Below are 20151 nucleotides of genomic sequence, written 5' to 3' on the forward strand. Positions count from 1 at the left end.
GGGCCAAAGGGGGGCTGCATGAAACTAGCCTATGTCATTGCACCCGGTCGGGGCAAAACGAACTTGTTGCTTGCCGGTGTCGCGGACGCACTGGCACGGCGCGGCGTGTCGCTCTGCGGCACGGTGCAACTGGACACCGAACGCGCCGAAGATCACCACTGCGACATGGACGTGCTGGTTCTGCCAGACGGCCCAAAGATCCGCATCAGCCAGTTTCTGGGTGCCAATGCCCGCGGCTGCAAACTCAACCCCGAGGCGCTGGAAACGGCCGTGGCCCAGACCGAGCAACGCCTGCAAGCGGGCGCCGATCTGCTGATCGTCAACAAATTCGGCAAACAGGAGGCCGAAGGGCGCGGTTTTCGCGAAGCTGTGGGCGAAGCCCTGGCGCGCGACATTCCCGCGATCATCGGCGTCTCGGAAGGGTCGCGCGAGGCGTTCATGGACTTCGTCGGCGAGGCCGAGCAACTGCCGCCTGAACACGACGCTGTCATGGCCTGGGCGCTGGAGGCGATGCGATGAACCGGCGCACGGCCCGCCCTTGCCCGACCAGCAGGGCTTGACCCCATGGCCCATATGCCATCCGACCCGCAGCATCAGACCTATGACGTCATCATCATCGGCGGGGCCATGATGGGGTCATCCGTGGCGTGGTGGCTCAGCCAATCCGCCGAGTTTCAGGGGCGAGTTCTGGTTGTCGAACGCGACCCCAGCTTCGCGCAAAGCTCGACCGCGCACACCAATTCCTGCATCCGCCAGCAGTTCAGCGAGGCGCTGAACGTCCGCATCTCGCAGTTCACCGCAGAGTTCATCAAAAACCTGCGTGTGAACATGGGGAACGACCCGCGGGTCGAAGACCTGCACATTCAGGATTTCGGTTATCTATATCTGGCCGATAGCGAACAGATCGCCGACACCTTGCGCGGCGCATATGCCTTGCAGCGCAGTCTTGGGGCTGGAACGCGCCTTTTGACACGGGACGAGATTGCCGCGGCGTTTCCGTTCTATCAGTTGGACGACATCCTGCTTGGCAGTCACGGCATCCGTGACGAAGGGTATTGGGATGGGGGGGCGTTGTTCGACTGGTTCCGGCGCAAAGCCTTAGCGGCGGGTGTTGAATATGTGCATGCCGAAGTCACAGGTATCGAGCGCACACCGTCTCAGGTGACCTCGGTCACGCTTGGTTCCGGTCAACGCCTGTCCTGCGGCCATCTGGTTAACGCGACGGGCCCACGCGCGGGTCACGTCGCGCAACTGGCGGGTCTTTCGATCCCCGTCGAACCCAGAAAACGCTTCACCTGGATTGTGAAGGCGGCACTTCCGCTTGACCGGGAATTGCCGCTGACCATCGACCCGTCGGGTGTGCACATGCGTCAGGATGGGCCGGAAACCTATATGATCGGCGCGCGACCCGGCCCTGACCTGGCCGTAGACCCAACCGATTTCCATATGGACCATAACCTGTGGGAAAGCCATGTCTGGCCCATCGTCGCGACCCGCATCCCGCAGTTTGAACAGTTGAAGATCGTCACCGAATGGGCAGGGCATTATGCGTTCAACACGCTGGATCAGAATGCCATTCTCGGACCGCACACCGATTTGCGGAACTTCCATTTCATCAACGGCTTTTCCGGTCACGGGTTGCAACAAGCGCCTGCGATGGGACGCGGGCTGGCCGAGTTGATCACGACCGGCCGCTTTCAGACCATGGATCTGACTGCCTTTGGATATGACCGGATCCCGGCAGGGCGTCCGTTCGGAGAGCGCGCGGTGATCTGAGCTTCAGCCGCGATGCGCGCCATCAGCCAGCGTTTTCACGAAAGCCAGCACATCTTCCACGGATTCTCCCGCCGCGATTTTCGACACGATGGCGCTGCCCACCACGGTGCCGTCTGCCACGCTGGCAATCGCCTGCGCCTTCTCGGGCGTGTTGACGCCGAAGCCGACGATCACCGGAATGTCGGTCGCGGCCTTGATCCGCGCGACCTCTGGCCCGACATTGGCTGCCTGTGCCTCGGTCGCGCCGGTGACGCCGGTGACAGACACGTAATACACAAAGCCCGAGGTGTTCTGCAGCACCTTCGGCAGCCGTTTGTCATCGGTGGTCGGGGTGGCCAGGCGGATGAAGTTCAGGCCCGCCATCTGCGCCGGGATGCACAGCTCGTCATCTTCCTCGGGGGGCAGATCGACGACGATCAACCCGTCAACGCCCGCTGCCTTCGCGTCGGCAAGAAACCTGTCCACGCCCCGGCTGTAGATCGGGTTGTAATACCCCATCAGCACAATCGGAGTCGTGTCGTCGCCCTTGCGAAACTCGGCAGCCATATCCAGCGTCTTTTGCAGGGTCATACCGCCTTCCAGCGCACGTTGACCCGCAAGCTGAATGGTCGGCCCGTCCGCCATCGGGTCGGTAAAGGGCACGCCCAGTTCGATGATGTCCACACCCGCCGCGGGCAGCCCCTTCATCACCTCAAGCGACGTGGCCATGTCGGGATCGCCGCCCATGATGTAGCTGACAAACGCCTTCTGGCCCCTTTCGGCCAAGGCTGCAAACTTCGCATCAATCCGGGTCATCATCGGTCCTTTATCAAGTTCAGAACCGATGTGCCGAATACGGGCGGGAAAATCAATGGGTCACGCGTAATCGCTGTCGGCCATGATCATCCAGCGCACCCCGAACTTGTCGGTCAGCGTGCCAAAAAGTGGTGTCCAGAACATCTCGCTCAACGGCATCCGAACGTCACCCCCATCTGCCAGAGCGTCAAAGACGCGTTTGGTCTCGGCCTCGTCCGGCAGGGAGATACAGACATTGCAGCCCTCCATTGCGGGTGTCTCGCCGCTGGGGTCATCGCTGGCAAACAGCATCCCATCCCCGATGGCGACGCTGGCATGCATCACGGCATCGTCCGGCACGCCGGGCATCTGGTTTCGATCTTCTTCTGGCATGTCCTTGAACGACATGATCTCGGGGGCTTTGCCGAAAATCTCGCCGTAACGGGTCACGGCTTCGCGGCAGGTATCTTTGAAAAACACGTAAGGAATAGGTTGCATTGCACTTCTCCTGTGTTGCGCGCCTTCCCAGTTCACCACGCTTGCGCCCAACCTGTCAAAGCCCTAGAAGGCCCCGAACACCGCAGGAAAGGGTCTGACATGGGTTTCAAGATGGGCATCGTGGGTCTGCCGAATGTCGGTAAATCGACCCTTTTCAACGCATTGACCAAGACGGCTGCGGCACAGGCGGCGAACTTCCCGTTCTGCACCATTGAGCCGAATGTGGGCGAGGTGAACGTGCCGGATGCACGGCTGGACAAACTGGCCGCTATTGCGGGATCGAAAGAGATCATCCCGACACGGATGACCTTCGTTGATATCGCCGGTCTGGTGAAAGGCGCGTCGAAGGGCGAAGGACTGGGCAACCAGTTTCTGGCCAATATTCGCGAGGTGGACGCCATTGCCCATGTGCTGCGCTGCTTTGACGACGGCGACGTGACCCATGTGGAAGGCCGCGTGAACCCGGTTGAGGACGCAGAGGTGATCGAAACCGAATTGATGCTGGCCGATCTGGAAAGCATCGAGAAGCGGCTTCAGAACATCGTGCGCAAGGTGCGCGGGGGCGACAAGGAAGCGGTGCAGCAGGAACGTCTGATGCGCGCGGCCCAAGAGGCGCTTGAAGCTGGCCGCCCCGCCCGCACCGTCGAGGTGGACGACGAAGACCGCAAGGTCTGGAACATGCTGCAACTTCTGACCACCAAGAAGATCCTATATGTCTGCAACGTCGATGAAAGCGACGCGGCCAGCGGCAACGCCTATTCCGAGGCCGTCGAAAAGATGGCTGCCGAACAAGGCGCGGCGTCGGTCGTGATTTCCGCCAAGATCGAGGAAGAGATCAGCCAGCTTGATGCCGATGACATGGAAATGTTTCTTGAGGAACTGGGGCTAAAAGAAGCCGGGCTGGATCGCCTGATCCGTGCTGGATACGAGCTTTTGCATCTGGAAACCTATTTCACCGTCGGTCCGAAAGAGGCGCGCGCCTGGACCATCCGCCAAGGCACCCGCGCCCCGCAAGCCGCTGGTGTCATCCACGGCGATTTCGAACGTGGCTTCATCCGGGCCGAAACCATTGCCTATGACGACTACGTGGCCTTGGGCGGCGAGGCCGGGGCCAAGGAAGCAGGCAAGATGCGCGCTGAAGGCAAAAGCTATCAGGTGAAGGACGGCGACGTGCTTCATTTCCTGTTCAACGCCTGACGAATACCAATCGGACAGCGAAAAGCCGGGCCACCCCGAGCCCGGCTTTTCTGTGAGCGCGTGGGACAACGCGCTCTGGGAGAGACCATTACCCGGTCAGATGGCTGATTGATCCGCGTCCGTTGATGCAGAACGTCTTTTTATGTGGTTTGCGAAGCCAAAAACAGAAACCACGATGAAAAACACCTGAACCGTCAACGCCGCGACATTGAAATGCTGCGTCAAGCTCAGCGCGACGAAACTGGCAGCCGAAAACTGCAAGGCATAATAACAGGTCGCCTTGCTTGTCAGGACATCAAAGGCGATCAACATATAGGTGGTGCAATATATTGCCGCCCCCAGCAATCCGACCATTTCCCAACCGTCCAGCAAGCTGACATGTGTCATTGTCCTACCACCCGATGCAAAGTCTTAAAAAAATAATTAGGTTATTGAAAAGGCCTAAAGAAAACTGGCATTTACAAGCGACGAAATGTGCCGCGGTGCCTGACCTGAATTCATGTTTCGCCAAATCGGAGCGTTAATCAATGCCGCGGCCCGCGAATTGACGCATAATTCACGCCCTTCGAACCGGGGGTTCACGCAGCGCGGAACATTGCCGGAACACTGGCTGTCTCGAATGACCATGAAATGTGGAAACGTGGTGCGGTCGGTGGGACTCGAACCCACACGAGTGTTACCTCACAGCGACCTCAACGCTGCGCGTCTACCAATTCCGCCACGACCGCAAGCCCGGGCTAGGTGAGGCGCTTCATAGCGAAGGGCATTGGGGTTGTGAAGTCCAAAAAAGCGCAGGCTGACCGGAAAGCCGCACCCGGATCGGGATGCGTTTTGACAATGGGGCGACAGGGTGCCAAATGGTACCCATGAAAGCCCCGCCTGATATGCCCCCCGTCCACTGGGAAACCGCCGACAGCCCGGTCGAATACGAAGCCGCTGTCGCCCGCATGGAAGCCCATGCCGATGCCATGGCACGCGGCGAGGCGGGCGAGCTGATCTGGCTGCTGGAACATCCCCCGCTTTACACCGCGGGCACCTCGGCCGACCCCAGGGATCTGGTGGCGCCCGATCGTTTTCCGGTGCACCCGTCAAAGCGTGGCGGGCAGTATACCTATCACGGGCCGGGACAGCGTGTGGCCTATGTCATGCTGGACGTCGGCAAGCGCGGACGAGATGTGCGCGCCTTCGTCAACGCGCTGGAAGAATGGGTGATCGACACACTTGCCGAGTTTAACGTGACCGGCGAACGTCGCGACGGGCGCGTCGGTGTCTGGGTGGTGCGCACCGACAAGCCCCTGACCGCCACCGGCCGACCGCCCGAGGACAAGATCGCCGCCATCGGCGTGCGCCTGCGCAAGTGGATCAGCTTTCACGGCATCTCGATCAATGTTGAACCGGATCTTGAGCATTTTTCGGGCATCGTGCCCTGTGGAATTTCCGAGCATGGCGTAACCAGCCTTGTCGATCTGGGGTTGCCGGTCACGATAGAGGATGTGGACATTGCCCTGCGCCGGTGTTTTGATAGAAACTTCGGTCCGGTCGGCGAAAAATAGCCGGTCTGGCCCCAATTTGCCCTGCGACAGCGCGCCCCCTTTCATTCGGGCTGTTAAAAATGCAGGGTCCGCGTGACATTGACGCATAACGCGTGAAACAGACCTAAAAAGAGGACCAATATGAAGACGATTCTCTCTTCCGCCGCCATGATCATTGCCCTGTCGGGCACCGCTTTTGCCGAAGGCGACGTTGCCGCCGGCGAAAAAGACTTCAAGAAATGCAAATCCTGCCACGCGATTGTCGATGACAGCGGCGAAGCCCTGTTCAAAGGTGGCAAGACCGGCCCGAACCTTTACGGTATTGTCGGTCGTCAGGCTGGCACCGTTGAAGATTTCAAATACGGCGATTCGATTGTGGCCGCCGGCGAAGCCGGTCTGGTGTGGACCGAAGAAACCCTGATCGAATACATCAAGGATCCCAAGGCGTTCCTGAAGGAACAGACCGGCGATTCCGCTGCCAAGTCGAAAATGACCTTCAAGTGGGGCAAGCCCGAGGACATCGTGGCCTTCCTTGCGACCTTCTCGTCGGACGCCTCGGGCGAAGGTGAAGCTGCCGAAGGTGAAGCCGCTGAAGGTGAAGCAACGGAAAGCGATTCGACCACCACCAACTAAGGCGCGTTGACACGACCGCCAAATGGTGCTGAAACGCTGCGCCCCGCCCGGTAAACACCGGCGCGGGGCGTTTTTTTTGCCATTTGCACCAATGCGACATTGCCCGCGCTTCCACCTCATATTACACACGTTAAAAAGCCGGGTGAGGTGACGCCTCCCCCCGGTCACGTTAACCCTAAAGGGAGGGAAGCATGGCGGACGCAGCCATCCACGACCATGACCACCACGATGATCGCGGGTTCTTTACCCGGTGGTTCATGTCGACCAACCACAAAGACATCGGGATCCTGTATCTGTTCCTGGCCGGTCTGACCGGCTTCATCTCGGTCTGTTTCACCGTCTATATGCGGCTGGAGCTGATGGACCCCGGCGTTCAGTATATGTGCCTGGAAGGTGCGCGTTTCATTGCTGACGCATCGGCCGAATGTACGCCGAACGGTCACCTTTGGAACGTTATGATCACCTATCACGGTGTCCTCATGATGTTCTTTGTCGTCATCCCGGCCTTGTTTGGCGGGTTTGGCAACTATTTCATGCCGTTGCAGATCGGTGCACCGGATATGTCCTTCCCCCGGATGAACAACCTGTCGTTCTGGCTGTATGCCACGGGCGTTGCGCTTGGCGTGGCCTCGCTGCTGGCTCCGGGTGGCAATGACCAGCTTGGCTCTGGCGTTGGTTGGGTCTTGTATCCGCCCCTGTCCACGACCGAGGGCGGCTATTCCATGGACCTCGCGATCTTCGCCGTGCACGTTTCGGGCGCGTCGTCGATCCTGGGCGCGATCAACATCATCACCACCTTCCTGAACATGCGTGCCCCCGGCATGACGCTGTTCAAGGTGCCGCTGTTTGCCTGGTCGATCTTCGTGACCGCATGGCTGATCCTTCTGTCGCTGCCGGTTCTGGCAGGCGCGATCACCATGCTGTTGATCGACCGCAACTTCGGCGGGACGTTCTTTGACCCGTCCGGTGGCGGCGATCCGGTTCTGTATCAGCACATCCTGTGGTTCTTCGGCCACCCCGAGGTGTATATCGTGATCCTGCCCGGCTTTGGCCTGATCAGCCACGTGATCGGCACGTTCGCCCGCAAACCGATCTTCGGCTACATGCCGATGGTCTGGGCGCTGATCGCCATTGGCTTCATCGGTTTCGTCGTCTGGGCACACCACATGTACACCGTGGGCATGTCGCTGACCCAGCAGTCGTACTTCATGCTGGCCACGATGGTCATTGCGGTGCCGACGGGCGTCAAGATCTTCTCGTGGATCGCGACGCTCTGGGGCGGCTCGATCGAGTTCAAGACCCCGATGCTGTTCGCCTTCGGCTTCCTGTTCCTGTTCACCGTGGGCGGTGTGACGGGCGTCGTGCTGTCGCAAGCGGGCGTCGACCGCGTCTATCACGACACCTACTATGTTGTGGCGCACTTCCACTATGTGATGTCGATCGGTGCCGTGATGTGTATCTTTGCCGGGATCTATTACTGGATCGGCAAGATGTCCGGTCGTCAGTACCCTGAACTGGCCGGCAAGATCCACTTCTGGACCTTCTTCATCGGTGTGAACCTGACCTTCTTCCCGCAGCACTTCCTGGGTCGTCAAGGCATGCCGCGTCGTTACATCGACTATCCGGAAGCGTTCGCCTACTGGAACAAGATCAGCTCCTACGGTGCGTTCCTGTCCTTCGCGTCCTTCGTGTTCTTCATCGGCATCGTGTTCTACACGCTGTTCAAAGGCAAACGCGTGACCGAGAACAACTATTGGAACGAATACGCGGATACGCTGGAATGGACCCTGCCCAGCCCGCCGCCCGAGCATACGTTCGAAACCCTGCCCAAGCAGGAAGAGTGGGACAAAGGTCATTCGCACTAAGCGGACCACAGAAACACCAAAGGCCCGGACAAGTGTTCGGGCCTTTTCTTTTACGCAGGCGATGCAGGGGTGCGCTACTTGACGGTGGGCAGGGTCAGTTCAAATCGCTCATGCCCCCACCCTTCAGCGCTGGTCCGTGCCCGGATCCAGATCGTTTCCGCCGCCTTCGGCAGGGACACGCCGGACAGGCTTCGGGTGAACGGCTGCTCGTTCACATGCGGGTGGTGCAGCACGCGAGTGCCCAACGTATCCCCGGCGGCATTTTCGATCCGCCAGCCATCGGCATAATCGTCCCATCCGGTTTCATCGTGGGCAATCGTGACCGAAATATGCCAACCTGCATCGGAACGTGTTGCCGTTGCACCGATGATCTCGGCGTCATGGGCGACCGCCGGGGTCGCGGCACAGATAAGGCCGATCCACAAATGCCGCATGGCACACTCCTTTGCCTAGACAGGTCGGCAGTGTGCCCTGCCGTCGCGTCGTGGGCCAATCACGTCTCGGCGAGGAACCGGGCCATCGTTGCTGGTTCCGGCTTTTTGGCTTGCGTCCCTTCGGCCCTGTGGTTTTCATAGGTATCCTGAAACGACGGAAAAAACCCGCGCCAATGCCGTATGAATGGATGCCAACCGATGCCCCCGGTGCCCCGAAGGCCGAACTGCATCTGTGGCCCTTCCGTTCGCTGCCCCGCCGCGGGTTCGTCTGGATCATGGGGCTGGGATTCTCACTGATGCTGATCCCGCTGCTGGCGCTGCTGGGCACTGTCACGCTGTGGTGGCTGCTGCCGTTTGCCCTGGGCGCCATGGGCGCGTTGTGGTTTTTTATCGAAAAAAGCTACAAGGATGGCGAGATCTTGGAAGAGCTGCTGATCTGGCCGGATCACATGACCCTGACTCGCCACGGCCCGGGCGGAAAGGTTCAGGAATGGCAGGCAAACACCTATTGGGTGACGGTCGAGATGCACAAGACCGGTGGCCCGGTGCCCAACTATGTCACCCTGAAAGGCAACAACCGCGAGGTGGAAATCGGCGCCTTCCTGTCCGAAAAAGAGCGGCCCAGATTATACGAGGAATTGAGCGAGGCGTTGCTGCGGGCCAAATCAATCGGCTAAGCGTCACGTCCACAACGGCAACACGGTTCAAAGCGGGCGTTCGTAATACCGGATCAGGTGATCCAGATAGGGTGTTTCCTGATGATAGGGTGCGCATTCCCGAAACCCCAGCTTTTCATAGAGGCTTGATGCTTCGACCAGCGCCCGCCCAGTATCAAGGCGGGCCGTCTTATGACCGTCCTTCCGCGCCTGATCCATTAAAGCCACGGTCAGCGCCTTGCCTGCACCCAGCCCCCGCGCCTCTTCGGTGACAAATACCCGCTGGATTTCGGCGACACCCTCCCCCAGAGCGCGCATCATTCCGCAGCCAACAGGTTTTCCATCCCGATAGGCCAGAAGCAAATCGCCATGCGGGCGGGCGTGGATCTGTTCGAACTTTGCCACAAGCTCGTCGATCTTGTCCGGGTCATATTTTTTCCGGATGTTGTCCCGTTCCTCGGGTGATCGTTCCAGCAGGAATGAAATATACCCAAGGACAAGCGACCCGACGGTCAGGGCATCCTGTGGAAATCTGGCGCGTTCGATGGTCAGCATGATGTGCCTTTCCGTCCGATGAGTGCCACCCATAGAACACGAAACGGCAACGAAAGTCCCACCCCTTGGGGAATGACGGGGTCAGCCCAGCTTTTCCTTTACCATTGGCCCGACTTTGCCAAAATCCATCCGGCCCGTGAACTTCGCCTTCAAAGCCCCCATTACTTTGCCCATGTCGCGGATGCTGTCAGCCCCCACTTCCGCAATCGCATCGGCGACGGCGGCGTCGGTTTCCTCGTCCGACAGCTGTTTCGGCAGAAAATCCTCGATCACCTTGATCTCGGACCGCTCCTTTTCAGCCAGTTCAAGCCGCCCGCCTTCTTCATAGGCGCGAGCACTTTCCTGGCGCTGTTTCACCATCTTGCCCAGGATCGCCAGGACATCTGCATCCGTCACCTCGGCCTCTTCGCCCGTGCCGCGCATCGCGATGTCTCGATCCTTGATGGCTGCGCTGATCAACCGAAGCGTCGACAAACGCTCTGCGTCCTTGTTTTTCATGGCCTTTTTCAGGGCGTCATTCACCTGGCTACGCATGTCCATGTGTACATCCATTTGCTGTGACCGTTACGAAGCTCGCAACTTAGCGAAAAGACCGATGGCATTCAACCGGGCGGATTTCGGGCTAAGCTATTGTAAAAATTGGATATGTAAAATTGGCCACCCGGCACCCAGCCCCTTGACCCGGCTGGCCTGCACAACTAGTTTCGCGCCAATTTGTCGATCGGGAGTCGCCCTATGTCCGCTGCCACCGCCCAAGACCCACAAGCCGAAAAACCCACCGCCTGTCTGGCCCTTGCCGATGGCACCATATTTTATGGTCAGGGGTTCGGCGCGACGGGCACCACCACCGCCGAGCTGTGTTTCAACACCGCGATGACGGGGTATCAGGAAATCATGACCGACCCGTCCTATGCGGGGCAAGTCGTCACGTTCACCTTCCCGCATATCGGCAATGTCGGCGTGAACCCCGAGGATGACGAAACCGGCGATCCGGTTGCTGCGGGCATGGTGGTCAAATGGGATCCGACCGAGCCGTCGAACTGGCGCGCGAGCGAGCGGCTGGTCGACTGGCTGCAAAAAAGAGGCAGGATCGGTATCGGGGGCGTGGACACCCGCCGTCTGACCCGCGCGATCCGCCATCAAGGGGCGCCCCACGTCGCCATCGCCCACGATCCCGACGGAAATTTCGACATAGAGACTTTGATCGCGGAAGCCCGCAGCTTCGCCGGGCTTGAGGGGCTGGATCTGGCCAAAGAGGTCACTTGCGCGCAAAGCTACAAGTGGGATGAGATGCGGTGGGCTTGGCCTGATGGTTATCCCAAGCAGGACAACCCCCGTCACAAGGTGGTCGCGCTGGACTACGGGGCGAAACGGAACATCCTGCGCTGCCTGGCCTCGGCTGGTTGTGATGTGACCGTTCTGCCTGCGACCGCCACAGCGGACGAGGTTCTGGCGCTGAACCCGGACGGCGTGTTCCTGTCTAACGGGCCGGGCGACCCTGCAGCGACGGGGGAATATGCTGTTCCGATGATCAAGACCATCCTCGACACCACCGACCTGCCCATCTTTGGCATTTGCCTTGGGCACCAGATGCTTGCGCTGGCGCTTGGGGCGCGAACCATCAAGATGAATCACGGCCACCATGGCGCAAACCACCCGGTGAAGGACAAGGAAACCGGCAAAGTCGAGATCACTTCGATGAACCACGGGTTCGCCGTGGACACCGCCAGCCTGCCCGATGGGGTGGTCGAAACGCATGTGTCGCTGTTTGACGGGTCGAACTGCGGGTTGCGCATGAAAGACCGGCCGGTGTTCTCGGTGCAATACCACCCCGAGGCCAGCCCAGGCCCGATGGACAGCTATTACCTGTTTGAACGGTTTTCGCAGGCGATGGCCGGTCGCGGCTGAACCGTCAAGAACACCTGAAAATACATGCAGCGCCCTCCTTTGGTTAACCCGTCGTTAACCAGAAGGAGGGCATGGTCCTTTGGTCTGACAGTCCAAAGAGCACATAGATGCCGACCGCCAAGCTGCGCCTTGTTGAACCCGATCCGATTTCCCCGACGCGGGCCGTGGCCCCTGCGACCCGGCCTGCACAGCCGCGCGCACGCAAGCCGCTGGGCCAAGTGCTTGTCGAAATGGGGGCGCTCAACCCGGACAACCTGGCCATGGCGCTGTCGCTTCAGGCGCGAGAGGATGCGCGGTTCGGCGATATTCTTCTGACCCAGGGCTGGGTGCGCGAGGCTGATCTTTATGCCGGGCTGGCGCGGCAATACGGGTGTCAGATTGCAGACCTGCATCGCGAACCGCCGGATGTGCGCCTGATCGACCAGTTGGGACCAGTCTTCTGCATCCGAAACGGGATCGTGCCGTGGAAATCGGTGGGCGGGGCGACAATTGTCATCTGCTCGCGCCCGGATGACTTTGCCCGCCTGTCACGCGACTTTCCCGCAAGCTGGGGGCGTTGCTTCCTGGCGATCGCCCCGGAAGGCGACATTCAGAACGCGTTGGTGTCGATGCGTCACAGATCGCTGGCGATACAGGCAGAAACGCGCGTTTCCGACGCAGAAAGCTGTCGCGGCTGGCGTGCAGGTTCGGTTGCGCGCTTTGCAGCGGCGCTTGTGATCGGCCTTTGCGCCGTGTTCGTCGTATCAACTTTCGCGGGCTTCCTGACACTGGTGATCTGGGCGGTGCTGACCCTGCTTCTGAACTCGACGCTCAAGGGCATTGCGGCGTTTCAATACTGGCGCGCAGATCCGCCTCCGTCATCTGCCGCGCTTGAAAGCTCTGCCAGGCACGGATTTCTGAAATTGCCCACCGTGTCCATCCTCGTGCCGCTTTACAAAGAGCGCGAGATCGCCGGGCGTCTTGTGAAACGGCTGGCGCGGCTTGATTATCCGAAAGAGCTTCTGGATGTCTGTCTGGTGGTGGAAGAGGATGACGAACTCACCCAGCACACCCTGGCGCAAGCAGACCTGCCCCGATGGATGCGGCAGATCGTTGTGCCGCGTGGCGTGGTGAAAACGAAACCGAGGGCGATGAACTTCGCGCTGGATTTCTGTCGCGGATCGGTGATCGGAGTCTACGACGCCGAAGACGCCCCGGACCCCGATCAGATCCACAAAGTGGTGCGACGGTTTGCCGAACGCGGGGCCGAGGTTGCGTGTTTGCAAGGACGGCTAGGATTTTACAACGCCCGCACCAATTGGCTAAGCCGGTGCTTCACGGTCGAATATGCGACCTGGTGGGGGATTGTCCTGCCCGGCGTGGAACGGGCAGGTTTTGCCATCCCGTTAGGTGGCACCACCCTGTTTTTTCGGCGCGAGGCACTGGAGGATCTGGACCGGTGGGACGCGCATAACGTCACCGAGGATGCCGATCTGGGCATTCGATTGGCCCGGCACGGTTATCGGACCGAGTTGATCGACACGCTGACTGAAGAAGAAGCAAATTGCCGCGTCTGGCCGTGGATCAAGCAACGCTCGCGCTGGATCAAGGGTTACGCCATGACCTATGGCGTCCACATGCGCCATCCCCGCAGGCTGTGGCGCGATCTGGGCGGGTGGAAATTCCTGGGCTTCCAGATCCTGTTTCTGGGCAGCCTGTCGCAGTTTCTTCTGGCACCGATCCTGTGGACCTTCTGGGCCTTTCCCCTTGGTCTGCCCCATCCGCTGCGCGGCGTGATGCCGGGCGAGCTTCTGATCACGCTTGGCGCGGTCTTCATGGCGACCGAGCTTCTGACGATCACCGTGGGCATCCAGGCGGTCAGCAATGCCAAGCTGCGCTGGCTCAGGTTCTGGGTGCCGACCCTGCATTTCTATTACCCGCTGGCATCCCTTGCTGCGATGAAAGGGTTCATCGAGATCGTGACCAAGCCCTTTTATTGGGACAAGACCCAGCATGGAAAGTTCGATGAGGTCGGGGTTGACGGGGTCACTCCCCCGCCAGTGAATCCAGCTTGATCCGCGTTTCAAACGCCTTTGAGATGTGAGTTTTCAGGGCGGACTGTGCCGCAGCCTGATCGCGCGCCTCGATCGCGGTGACAATCGCATCATGTTCTGCAATCGCTTTTTCGCTGCGCCCTTCTGCGGCCAGGGATGTGGTGGCCAGAAGCGCCATCGTGCGGTGGACAAGGTCCAGTTGCTGCACAAGGTATCGGTTGTGCGACGCCAGATGCAGCTGTTTGTGAAACCGACGATTTGATCGCGACAATGCCGCCGGATCGGACAGGCGTTTGCGGTCGTCGTCGACCATTTCACGTAATACGCTGATTTCCTCGGGCGTCGCGTGTTGGGCGGCCAGCGATGCTGCCAGACCTTCCAGCGCCGATCGCACCACATAGAGCTCGGCCAGTTGATTATGGCTCAGCGAGGCAACGATCAGGCTGCGCCCGTCCCGCGTCAGCAGCGACTGGGTTTCAAGCCGTTGCAAAGCCTCGCGGATGGGGGTGCGCGACACGCCGAACCGCTCGGCCAATTCGCTTTCCACCAATCTGTCGCCCGGTTTGTATGTGCCCGTATCAATCGCTTCGAGGATCAGCTCGTAAGCGTCCTTTTGTCCCTGTTTAACGTCTGCCACCTTGTCCTCGTTCATGGTTCGGGCATTTTGTTGCGTTACCTAACCACGCGCGTCGGGTCAAAGCAAACACGAACCGGCAAACATACTGTCGCAGCCTGCCCGATAATGCGCGTATCCCCTTCCCTTGCGCCGTCAGGAAAGATAGCGTCGCGCCATGGTGAAAGATCAGTTTTCTCATGTCAGCGCCTGGGTCTTCGACCTGGACAACACGCTGTATCCGCCGCATGCGCGCCTGTTCGACCAGATCGAGATCCGCATGACCAACTGGGTGATGCAGGAACTGGGCGTCGACCGCCATGAGGCGGACCGGCTGCGTCAGCATTATTGGAAGACCTATGGCACGACTTTGGCGGGTCTGATGCGCGAACATGGCGTCGACCCGGCGCCTTATCTGCATGATGTGCACGACATCTCGATGGAGCATCTTGAGGTTGACCCGGCGCTGGCCGATCACATCCGCTCGCTGCCGGGGCGCAAGATCGTCTATACCAACGGATCGGCCCCTTACGCCGAACGGGTGCTGGCGGCAAGGGGGCTGGCGGGGCTGTTTGACGCGATCTATGGGGTCGAGCATGCAAATTTTCACCCCAAACCCGACCGCGCGGCCTTTGACGCGGTGTTCGCCCGTGACGGGCTGACGCCCGAGGTCGCCGCCATGTTCGAAGACGACCCGCGCAATCTGGCAGTGCCGCATGATCTGGGTATGCGCACGGTGCATGTGGCCCCGGCCGCCGCCCCTGCCGTGCACATACACCATCACACCGACAACCTGACCACCTTCTTGCGCCAGCTTGTCGATGCCGCCTGCCCTGATGATACCAAGGACTGATCCATGACCATGACAGAGCATCGTGCGGACATCTTCATCTCGGGCGGCGGCATCGCCGGACAGGTGGCCGCCGCGGCCTTTGCCGAGGCCGGTTTCACCGTTGTCATGGCGGATCCCTTCACCCCTGTCGTGACCGCCGATGACGACAGGTCCGATCTGCGCTCGACCGCGTTCCTGCAACCCGCAAGGCGCTTGTTCGACCGGATTGGGATTTGGTCGCTTCTGGCCGATCACGCGAAGCCGCTGAACCAACTGGCGGTGATCGACACGATCGGCTGGCCACCCGAAATCCGCGACCGCCGGGTGTTTCAGTCGGATGACATGGGGGACGAGCCGTTTGGCTGGAACCTGATGAACTGGGTGGTACGGCGCGAGATCTGGGGCTATCTGCAAGACCAACCACGGATAACACTCTTGTACGGCACCGGATTCCGGGCGCTTGTGCAGCGCACCGGCGAGATCATCGTGACACTGACCAATGGTGACATCGTTCGGGCGCGGATGGGGATTGCGGCGGATGGCAAGTTTTCCCCATTGCGCGAAGCTGCGGGCATTTCGGTTTCGACCACGCGGTACGGGCAGAAATCCCTGGCCTTCACCGTCACGCATGAGTTGCCGCACGACAACATCTCGACCGAGATCTATAACGAAGGTGGCCCGTTCACCATCGTTCCGCTGCCGGATATTGACGGGCAAAATGCCTCGGCGATTGTGTGGATGAACAAAGGGCCGCGCGCGGTGGAACTGATGAACATGCCAGTGCCCGAGTTCGAAGAGGTGATGCTGGCCCGATCGACAGGTCTGCTGGGCCGGATGCATCTGCAAGGCAACCGTTCGATCTGGCCGATCATCACCCAGACCGCAGATCAGTTGACCGCAGGTCGCGTGGCCGTGGTTGCTGAAGCCGCGCACGCCCTGCCGCCCATCGGGGCGCAGGGGTTGAACACCTCGCTGAACGATGTGATCGCGCTGTTGGATCTGGCCGAAGGCGCACCGCACACGCTGGGCGATCCGCAAATGATGCAAGCCTATGAGCAATCACGCGCCGGGGACATTGCACGGCGGGCACGCGTGATTGACCTGTTCAACCGCGTGACCCGATCAGGCGACGGGATCATGCAGGCGGTGCGTCTGATCGGGCTGAAGGCCGTCCATGACGTGGCGCCCATGCGCAAACGGGTGATGCGGGCGGGGCTTGGTCCGAAATAGCTGCACTGCGGCATGCCGCCGCACTGCCGGAATGTCGCATTCCGTTCGGTTCACCGGTGAAGGATACCCCTATCACGCAGCGAACAGGAGTGATCGAAATGACAAGCGAACAAACCCCCGAACAGAAAGCCGCCGAGGCGCGCGCCGAAAAGATCACGTTCGGCATTTTCGGCGCGATTGTGCTGGCACTGGTGCTGGGTTTCGTGACCATGGGCCTGACCGGGGTCGGTCTGGTCGCGGTTGCCACGGTTCCGGTGATCTATGTGCTTCTGGTCCTGATGGCGGGCGGCAAGGGCTGACGCCCGCGCATCTGGTGTCACAGGACTTTTGACAGCACCTCGTCCAGGCGGGCGACGCTGGCATCCACATCGTACAGCTTGTCGAGCCCGAACAGACCCAGCCGGAAGCTGGAGTAATCGTCACCCTCGTCGCACATCAGGGGCACGCCCGCGGCGATCTGCACGCCTTCCGCGGCAAAGGGTTTGCCCGCCTTGATGTCTGGATCGGATGTGTAGGACACGACGACACCGGGGGCGGTGAACCCCTCGGCTGCCACCGATTTCACACCTTTTGACGCCAGCAATGCGCGCACCCGGCGGCCTTGTTCCCATTGTGCCTGTTCAAGTTTTTCGAAACCGTAGGCCTTGGTTTCCAGCATGGTATCACGGAAGGCGCGCAGAGCGTCGGTGGGCATGGTGGCGTGATAGGCGTGACCGCCGCCCTCATACGCTTCCATGATCGCCAGCCACTTGCCCAGATCGACCGCGAACGAGGTCGACGTGGACGCCTTCGCCAGATCGCGCGCGGTCTCGTTCATCATCACCAGCCCGGCAGAGGGCTGCGCCGACCACCCCTTTTGCGGGGCCGAGATCAGAACATCGACCCCGGTCGCCTTCATATCAACCCAGGCACAGCCCGACGCGATGCAGTCCAACACGAAGATGCCACCCACGGCATGCACGGCATCTGCCACGGCTTTCAGGTAGTCATCCGGCAGGATCATGCCGCTGGCGGTTTCCACATGCGGTGCGAAAACCACGTCGGGGCGCTCATCCTTGATGCGGGCGACAACTTCGTCAATCGGGGCAGGTGCGAAGGGGGCGTCAGGGGTGTTGCCGACGCGACGGGCCTTCATCACGGTTTCGTCGGACGGGATCGATCCCATCTCGAAAATCTGGGACCAACGGAAGGAGAAAAAACCGTTACGTATGACCATCACCCGCTTGCCGTTGGCAAACTGGCGGGCGACTGCTTCCATCGCATAGGTGCCGCCACCGGGCACGACCGCGACGGCGTCGGCGTTGTACACCTCTTTCAACGTGGCCGAGATGTCGTTCATGACGCCTTGGAACGCTTTGGACATGTGGTTGAGCGACCGGTCGGTGAACACGACCGAAAACTCAAGCATTCCGTCCGGGTCGATGTCAGGCAAAAGGGCTTTCATTGCAGGCTCCGCTTCAAGGATCTAGATCGCACTCACCGTGACTCAAATCAGATCGGTTTGGAAGGCGTCAAATCGGGCCGGGACGTCGTTCCTCGGACAAAAGGACGTTCGCTTCCACATCCCCCACGCCCGGCAACGTCATGATCCGGCGCCTGAGCACGCGTTCGAAATCGGCAATGTCCCGGGCCACCACGCGCAGGCGATAATCATACATGCCCAGCACGTGTTCTACGGTCTGCACCTCGGGAATGGCGGACACGGCGCGTTCGAAATCCTCAAGGCTGACCCGTCCTTTGGTGGCAAGCTTGACGCCCAGAAAGACGGCCACACCAAAGCCCAGCGCCTCGCGATCCAGATCCAGCCGCCGCCCGGCAATGACACCGTTGTCGGTCAGCCGCTTAATCCGCCGCCATGTCGCGGGTTGGCTTAGTCCAACGTCCCGCCCCAACGCCCCGGCCGACCTCGTGGCATCTTGCGACAGGGCGCGCAGCAGGGCGCGGTCGATTTCGTCCAGTTCGATCACAGCGGCAAAGCCTCGTCCGATTTGATGCGGGCAACATGCATCAATGCCTCGATATCCGCGATATGGGGAAGTGACAGCAATTGGTCGCGATAGATCGCCTGATAATGCGCCATATCGCGGGCGATGACGGACAGGCGCAGGTCAACGCGGCCAAGGAAGGTCTGAATCTCGATCACCTCGCGTATCTCTCGCGCCGCCGCGATGAAATCATCGAAAGCCCGGGGCTGGGTCTTGTCCAGTGTGATGCGCAGGCTGACTTCGACCGTGTAGCCCAGCGCCCGCCAGTTGATGACGGCGCGCGGGCCGCGCAGGATGTTCTGGTCTCGCAAGCGTTCAATGCGGCGCGACAGGCGCGCGGAGGAGATGCCCGTCAGGTCCGCCAGATCCGGCAAGGCCAAGGACGGGTCCGCCTGCATTTGTCTCAGGATGCGTCTGTCCGTGTCATCAAGCATGATTTTGTCATTATCACTGCAATTCGTGAATTAAAACAATCAATATAGCCGTCTAAACCGTCGCGTTCCATCTCGCCAACACAGGGGATCGCCCTATGATGCCCTTCAGAACAACCATATGGAAGGAGCGCCGAACATGCGCGTCTATTACGATCGCGATTGCGACATCAACCTGATCAAGGACAAAAAAGTAGCCATTCTGGGTTATGGCAGCCAAGGCCACGCCCACGCGCTGAACCTGCGCGATTCGGGTGCAAAGAATGTTGTCGTCGCCCTGCGCGAAGGGTCGAAATCCGCCAAGAAGGCGCAGTCCGAAGGGCTTGAGGTCATGGGCATCGCCGAAGCGGCGGCCTGGTGTGACCTGATCATGTTCACCATGCCCGACGAACTGCAAGCCGAGACCTACAAGAAATACGTGCATGACAACATCAAGCCCGGCGCCGCGATTGCGTTCGCCCACGGATTGAACGTGCATTTCGGCCTGATCGAGCCGAAAGAAGGCGTGGACGTTATCATGATGGCCCCCAAAGGCCCCGGCCACACCGTGCGCGGCGAATATCAAAAAGGCGGCGGCGTGCCCTGCCTTGTTGCCGTGGACACCGACGCGACCGGCAAGGCACTGGAAATCGGCCTGTCCTATTGCTCGGCCATCGGTGGCGGGCGTTCGGGCATCATCGAGACGAACTTCCGCGAGGAATGCGAAACCGATCTGTTCGGTGAACAAGCCGTTCTGTGCGGCGGCATCGTCGAACTGATCCGCTGCGGTTTTGAAACGCTGGTCGAAGCAGGCTACGCGCCGGAAATGGCGTATTTCGAGTGTCTGCACGAAACCAAACTTATCGTGGATCTGATCTATGAAGGCGGGATTGCCAACATGGATTACTCGATCTCGAACACGGCGGAATACGGTCAATACGTCACCGGCCCGCGCATCCTGCCCTATGAGGCGACCAAGAAGGCGATGAAAGAGACGCTGGCAGACATCCAATCGGGCAAATTCGTGCGTGATTTCATGCTGGAAAACGCCGTGGGTCAGCCGACGATCAAAGCCTCGCGCCGCCACAATGACGAACACCAGATCGAAGTCGTCGGCAAGAAGCTGCGTGACATGATGCCGTGGATTTCGGCAGGCAAACTGGTCGATCAGGAAAAGAACTAAGACTGGCGACAGTCACCGAAAGGGCGGTCCAAGCGGC

Annotated in this window: 23 protein-coding genes and 1 tRNA gene; 13 read left to right on the forward strand and 11 right to left on the reverse strand. The window is 60.1% G+C overall.

All coding sequences use genetic code 11. The features are described from left to right. The first annotated feature begins 18 nt into the window (after positions 1-18). Both MUY21_RS03045 and MUY21_RS03050 read left to right on the forward strand, forming a co-directional pair. Positions 19-519 (forward strand): DUF2478 domain-containing protein, encoded by a 501-nt coding sequence (locus MUY21_RS03045; protein WP_248408907.1) that lies wholly within the window; start codon positions 19-21, stop codon positions 517-519. Between the two features lie 54 nt (positions 520-573). Beyond that, the gene (locus tag MUY21_RS03050) at positions 574-1776 is read left to right on the forward strand and encodes an FAD-binding oxidoreductase (RefSeq protein ID WP_248409180.1); all 1203 of its coding nucleotides are present in this window, start codon (positions 574-576) and stop codon (positions 1774-1776) included. 3 nt (positions 1777-1779) lie between these two features. Here the strand turns inward: MUY21_RS03050 and trpA are convergent, their stop codons facing one another. Beyond that, on the reverse strand, positions 1780-2571 hold the full coding sequence (gene trpA / locus MUY21_RS03055; RefSeq protein ID WP_248408908.1) for a tryptophan synthase subunit alpha: 792 nt from the start codon (positions 2569-2571) through the stop codon (positions 1780-1782). A 60-nt stretch (positions 2572-2631) separates the two neighbouring features. After that, positions 2632-3048 (reverse strand): VOC family protein, encoded by a 417-nt coding sequence (locus MUY21_RS03060; RefSeq protein WP_248408909.1) that lies wholly within the window; start codon positions 3046-3048, stop codon positions 2632-2634. Positions 3049-3147: 99 nt separating this feature from the next. Between MUY21_RS03060 and ychF the strand changes: the two genes are divergently transcribed. Continuing rightward, the gene (gene ychF / locus MUY21_RS03065; protein WP_248408910.1) at positions 3148-4245 is read left to right on the forward strand and encodes a redox-regulated ATPase YchF; all 1098 of its coding nucleotides are present in this window, start codon (positions 3148-3150) and stop codon (positions 4243-4245) included. A gap of 96 nt (positions 4246-4341) precedes the next feature. On the opposite strand, the gene MUY21_RS03070 is transcribed toward ychF, so the two are convergent. Both MUY21_RS03070 and MUY21_RS03075 read right to left on the reverse strand, forming a co-directional pair. After that, a complete protein-coding gene (locus tag MUY21_RS03070) occupies positions 4342-4599 on the reverse strand; it encodes a hypothetical protein (RefSeq protein WP_191286383.1) in 258 nt (85 codons plus the stop codon). A 287-nt stretch (positions 4600-4886) separates the two neighbouring features. Continuing rightward, positions 4887-4973: transfer RNA gene (locus MUY21_RS03075), tRNA-Leu, on the reverse strand. Positions 4974-5111: 138 nt separating this feature from the next. Here MUY21_RS03075 and lipB point away from each other — a divergent pair. The 3 genes from lipB (at position 5112) to MUY21_RS03090 (ending at position 8275) form a co-directional block, all read left to right on the forward strand. Then, positions 5112-5798 (forward strand): lipoyl(octanoyl) transferase LipB, encoded by a 687-nt coding sequence (lipB, locus tag MUY21_RS03080; RefSeq protein ID WP_248409181.1) that lies wholly within the window; start codon positions 5112-5114, stop codon positions 5796-5798. Between the two features lie 120 nt (positions 5799-5918). Then, on the forward strand, positions 5919-6410 hold the full coding sequence (locus MUY21_RS03085; RefSeq protein WP_191286384.1) for a cytochrome C: 492 nt from the start codon (positions 5919-5921) through the stop codon (positions 6408-6410). A 191-nt stretch (positions 6411-6601) separates the two neighbouring features. Continuing rightward, a complete protein-coding gene (locus MUY21_RS03090) occupies positions 6602-8275 on the forward strand; it encodes a cytochrome c oxidase subunit 1 (protein ID WP_248408911.1) in 1674 nt (557 codons plus the stop codon). Positions 8276-8349: 74 nt separating this feature from the next. Here MUY21_RS03090 and MUY21_RS03095 read toward each other — a convergent pair whose 3' ends face one another. Next, positions 8350-8709, reverse strand: coding sequence for a hypothetical protein (locus MUY21_RS03095; RefSeq protein WP_248408912.1), 360 nt, complete (start codon positions 8707-8709; stop codon positions 8350-8352). A 173-nt stretch (positions 8710-8882) separates the two neighbouring features. Here MUY21_RS03095 and MUY21_RS03100 point away from each other — a divergent pair, with 173 nt between their 5' ends. After that, positions 8883-9386, forward strand: coding sequence for a DUF2244 domain-containing protein (locus MUY21_RS03100; RefSeq protein ID WP_248408913.1), 504 nt, complete (start codon positions 8883-8885; stop codon positions 9384-9386). Between the two features lie 27 nt (positions 9387-9413). Here MUY21_RS03100 and MUY21_RS03105 read toward each other — a convergent pair whose 3' ends face one another. Continuing rightward, positions 9414-9920: a GNAT family N-acetyltransferase gene (locus tag MUY21_RS03105; protein WP_248408914.1), complete on the reverse strand. Its 507-nt coding sequence runs from the start codon at positions 9918-9920 to the stop codon at positions 9414-9416. An 81-nt stretch (positions 9921-10001) separates the two neighbouring features. After that, positions 10002-10460, reverse strand: coding sequence for a GatB/YqeY domain-containing protein (locus MUY21_RS03110; RefSeq protein WP_248408915.1), 459 nt, complete (start codon positions 10458-10460; stop codon positions 10002-10004). 195 nt (positions 10461-10655) lie between these two features. Between MUY21_RS03110 and carA the strand changes: the two genes are divergently transcribed. Together carA and MUY21_RS03120 are read left to right on the forward strand one after the other, a co-directional pair. Then, positions 10656-11828 carry a glutamine-hydrolyzing carbamoyl-phosphate synthase small subunit gene (gene carA / locus MUY21_RS03115; protein WP_248408916.1) on the forward strand — a complete coding sequence of 391 codons (1173 nt, stop codon included), beginning with the start codon at positions 10656-10658 and terminating at the stop codon, positions 11826-11828. Between the two features lie 107 nt (positions 11829-11935). Next, positions 11936-13882, forward strand: a complete 1947-nt coding sequence (locus MUY21_RS03120; RefSeq protein ID WP_248408917.1) for a glycosyltransferase family 2 protein — start codon at positions 11936-11938, stop codon at positions 13880-13882. Here MUY21_RS03120 and MUY21_RS03125 read toward each other — a convergent pair. Further along, the gene (locus MUY21_RS03125; protein ID WP_248408918.1) at positions 13854-14498 is read right to left on the reverse strand and encodes a GntR family transcriptional regulator; all 645 of its coding nucleotides are present in this window, start codon (positions 14496-14498) and stop codon (positions 13854-13856) included. The genes MUY21_RS03120 and MUY21_RS03125 overlap by 29 nt on opposite strands. Before the next feature lie 154 nt (positions 14499-14652). Between MUY21_RS03125 and MUY21_RS03130 the strand changes: the two genes are divergently transcribed. The 3 genes from MUY21_RS03130 to MUY21_RS03140 all read left to right on the forward strand — a co-directional run bounded on the left by MUY21_RS03130 (position 14653) and on the right by MUY21_RS03140 (position 16835). Then, entirely contained in the window at positions 14653-15327 is a 675-nt protein-coding gene (locus tag MUY21_RS03130; RefSeq protein WP_248408919.1) for a pyrimidine 5'-nucleotidase, read from the forward strand. 3 nt (positions 15328-15330) lie between these two features. Further along, positions 15331-16536 (forward strand): FAD-dependent monooxygenase, encoded by a 1206-nt coding sequence (locus MUY21_RS03135; RefSeq protein WP_348984572.1) that lies wholly within the window; start codon positions 15331-15333, stop codon positions 16534-16536. 98 nt (positions 16537-16634) lie between these two features. Beyond that, the gene (locus tag MUY21_RS03140) at positions 16635-16835 is read left to right on the forward strand and encodes a hypothetical protein (protein ID WP_191286394.1); all 201 of its coding nucleotides are present in this window, start codon (positions 16635-16637) and stop codon (positions 16833-16835) included. Positions 16836-16852: 17 nt separating this feature from the next. Here the strand turns inward: MUY21_RS03140 and MUY21_RS03145 are convergent, their stop codons facing one another. From MUY21_RS03145 to MUY21_RS03155, 3 genes are all read right to left on the reverse strand, one after another. Further along, on the reverse strand, positions 16853-17980 hold the full coding sequence (locus tag MUY21_RS03145) for an aminotransferase class V-fold PLP-dependent enzyme (protein ID WP_248408920.1): 1128 nt from the start codon (positions 17978-17980) through the stop codon (positions 16853-16855). A gap of 67 nt (positions 17981-18047) precedes the next feature. Further along, on the reverse strand, positions 18048-18503 hold the full coding sequence (locus MUY21_RS03150) for an Lrp/AsnC family transcriptional regulator (RefSeq protein WP_248408921.1): 456 nt from the start codon (positions 18501-18503) through the stop codon (positions 18048-18050). Next, a complete protein-coding gene (locus MUY21_RS03155) occupies positions 18500-18955 on the reverse strand; it encodes an Lrp/AsnC family transcriptional regulator (RefSeq protein WP_191286397.1) in 456 nt (151 codons plus the stop codon). Before MUY21_RS03155 ends, MUY21_RS03150 begins: the two co-directional genes overlap by 4 nt. Positions 18956-19091: 136 nt before the next feature. Between MUY21_RS03155 and ilvC the strand changes: the two genes are divergently transcribed. Continuing rightward, on the forward strand, positions 19092-20114 hold the full coding sequence (gene ilvC / locus MUY21_RS03160; RefSeq protein ID WP_191286655.1) for a ketol-acid reductoisomerase: 1023 nt from the start codon (positions 19092-19094) through the stop codon (positions 20112-20114). The last annotated feature ends 37 nt before the right edge of the window (positions 20115-20151 follow it).

The sequence above is a fragment of the Aliiroseovarius sp. S2029 genome, from assembly GCF_023195575.1.
GTDB classification, from domain to species: domain Bacteria; phylum Pseudomonadota; class Alphaproteobacteria; order Rhodobacterales; family Rhodobacteraceae; genus Aliiroseovarius; species Aliiroseovarius zhejiangensis.

What these genes read in the sequence shown, in the direction of transcription:
- MUY21_RS03045 (WP_248408907.1), top strand. Translation starts at nt 19, where the DNA reads ATGAAACTAGCCTATGTCATTGCACCCGGTCGGGGCAAAACGAACTTG.
- MUY21_RS03050 (WP_248409180.1), top strand. Translation starts at nt 574, where the DNA reads ATGCCATCCGACCCGCAGCATCAGACCTATGACGTCATCATCATCGGC.
- trpA (WP_248408908.1), bottom strand. Translation starts at nt 2,571, where the DNA reads ATGACCCGGATTGATGCGAAGTTTGCAGCCTTGGCCGAAAGGGGCCAG.
- MUY21_RS03060 (WP_248408909.1), bottom strand. Translation starts at nt 3,048, where the DNA reads ATGCAACCTATTCCTTACGTGTTTTTCAAAGATACCTGCCGCGAAGCC.
- ychF (WP_248408910.1), top strand. Translation starts at nt 3,148, where the DNA reads ATGGGTTTCAAGATGGGCATCGTGGGTCTGCCGAATGTCGGTAAATCG.
- MUY21_RS03070 (WP_191286383.1), bottom strand. Translation starts at nt 4,599, where the DNA reads ATGGTCGGATTGCTGGGGGCGGCAATATATTGCACCACCTATATGTTG.
- lipB (WP_248409181.1), top strand. Translation starts at nt 5,112, where the DNA reads ATGAAAGCCCCGCCTGATATGCCCCCCGTCCACTGGGAAACCGCCGAC.
- MUY21_RS03085 (WP_191286384.1), top strand. Translation starts at nt 5,919, where the DNA reads ATGAAGACGATTCTCTCTTCCGCCGCCATGATCATTGCCCTGTCGGGC.
- MUY21_RS03090 (WP_248408911.1), top strand. Translation starts at nt 6,602, where the DNA reads ATGGCGGACGCAGCCATCCACGACCATGACCACCACGATGATCGCGGG.
- MUY21_RS03095 (WP_248408912.1), bottom strand. Translation starts at nt 8,709, where the DNA reads ATGCGGCATTTGTGGATCGGCCTTATCTGTGCCGCGACCCCGGCGGTC.
- MUY21_RS03100 (WP_248408913.1), top strand. Translation starts at nt 8,883, where the DNA reads ATGCCGTATGAATGGATGCCAACCGATGCCCCCGGTGCCCCGAAGGCC.
- MUY21_RS03105 (WP_248408914.1), bottom strand. Translation starts at nt 9,920, where the DNA reads ATGCTGACCATCGAACGCGCCAGATTTCCACAGGATGCCCTGACCGTC.
- MUY21_RS03110 (WP_248408915.1), bottom strand. Translation starts at nt 10,460, where the DNA reads ATGGACATGCGTAGCCAGGTGAATGACGCCCTGAAAAAGGCCATGAAA.
- carA (WP_248408916.1), top strand. Translation starts at nt 10,656, where the DNA reads ATGTCCGCTGCCACCGCCCAAGACCCACAAGCCGAAAAACCCACCGCC.
- MUY21_RS03120 (WP_248408917.1), top strand. Translation starts at nt 11,936, where the DNA reads ATGCCGACCGCCAAGCTGCGCCTTGTTGAACCCGATCCGATTTCCCCG.
- MUY21_RS03130 (WP_248408919.1), top strand. Translation starts at nt 14,653, where the DNA reads ATGGTGAAAGATCAGTTTTCTCATGTCAGCGCCTGGGTCTTCGACCTG.
- MUY21_RS03135 (WP_348984572.1), top strand. Translation starts at nt 15,331, where the DNA reads ATGACCATGACAGAGCATCGTGCGGACATCTTCATCTCGGGCGGCGGC.
- MUY21_RS03140 (WP_191286394.1), top strand. Translation starts at nt 16,635, where the DNA reads ATGACAAGCGAACAAACCCCCGAACAGAAAGCCGCCGAGGCGCGCGCC.
- MUY21_RS03145 (WP_248408920.1), bottom strand. Translation starts at nt 17,980, where the DNA reads ATGAAAGCCCTTTTGCCTGACATCGACCCGGACGGAATGCTTGAGTTT.
- MUY21_RS03155 (WP_191286397.1), bottom strand. Translation starts at nt 18,955, where the DNA reads ATGCTTGATGACACGGACAGACGCATCCTGAGACAAATGCAGGCGGAC.
- ilvC (WP_191286655.1), top strand. Translation starts at nt 19,092, where the DNA reads ATGCGCGTCTATTACGATCGCGATTGCGACATCAACCTGATCAAGGAC.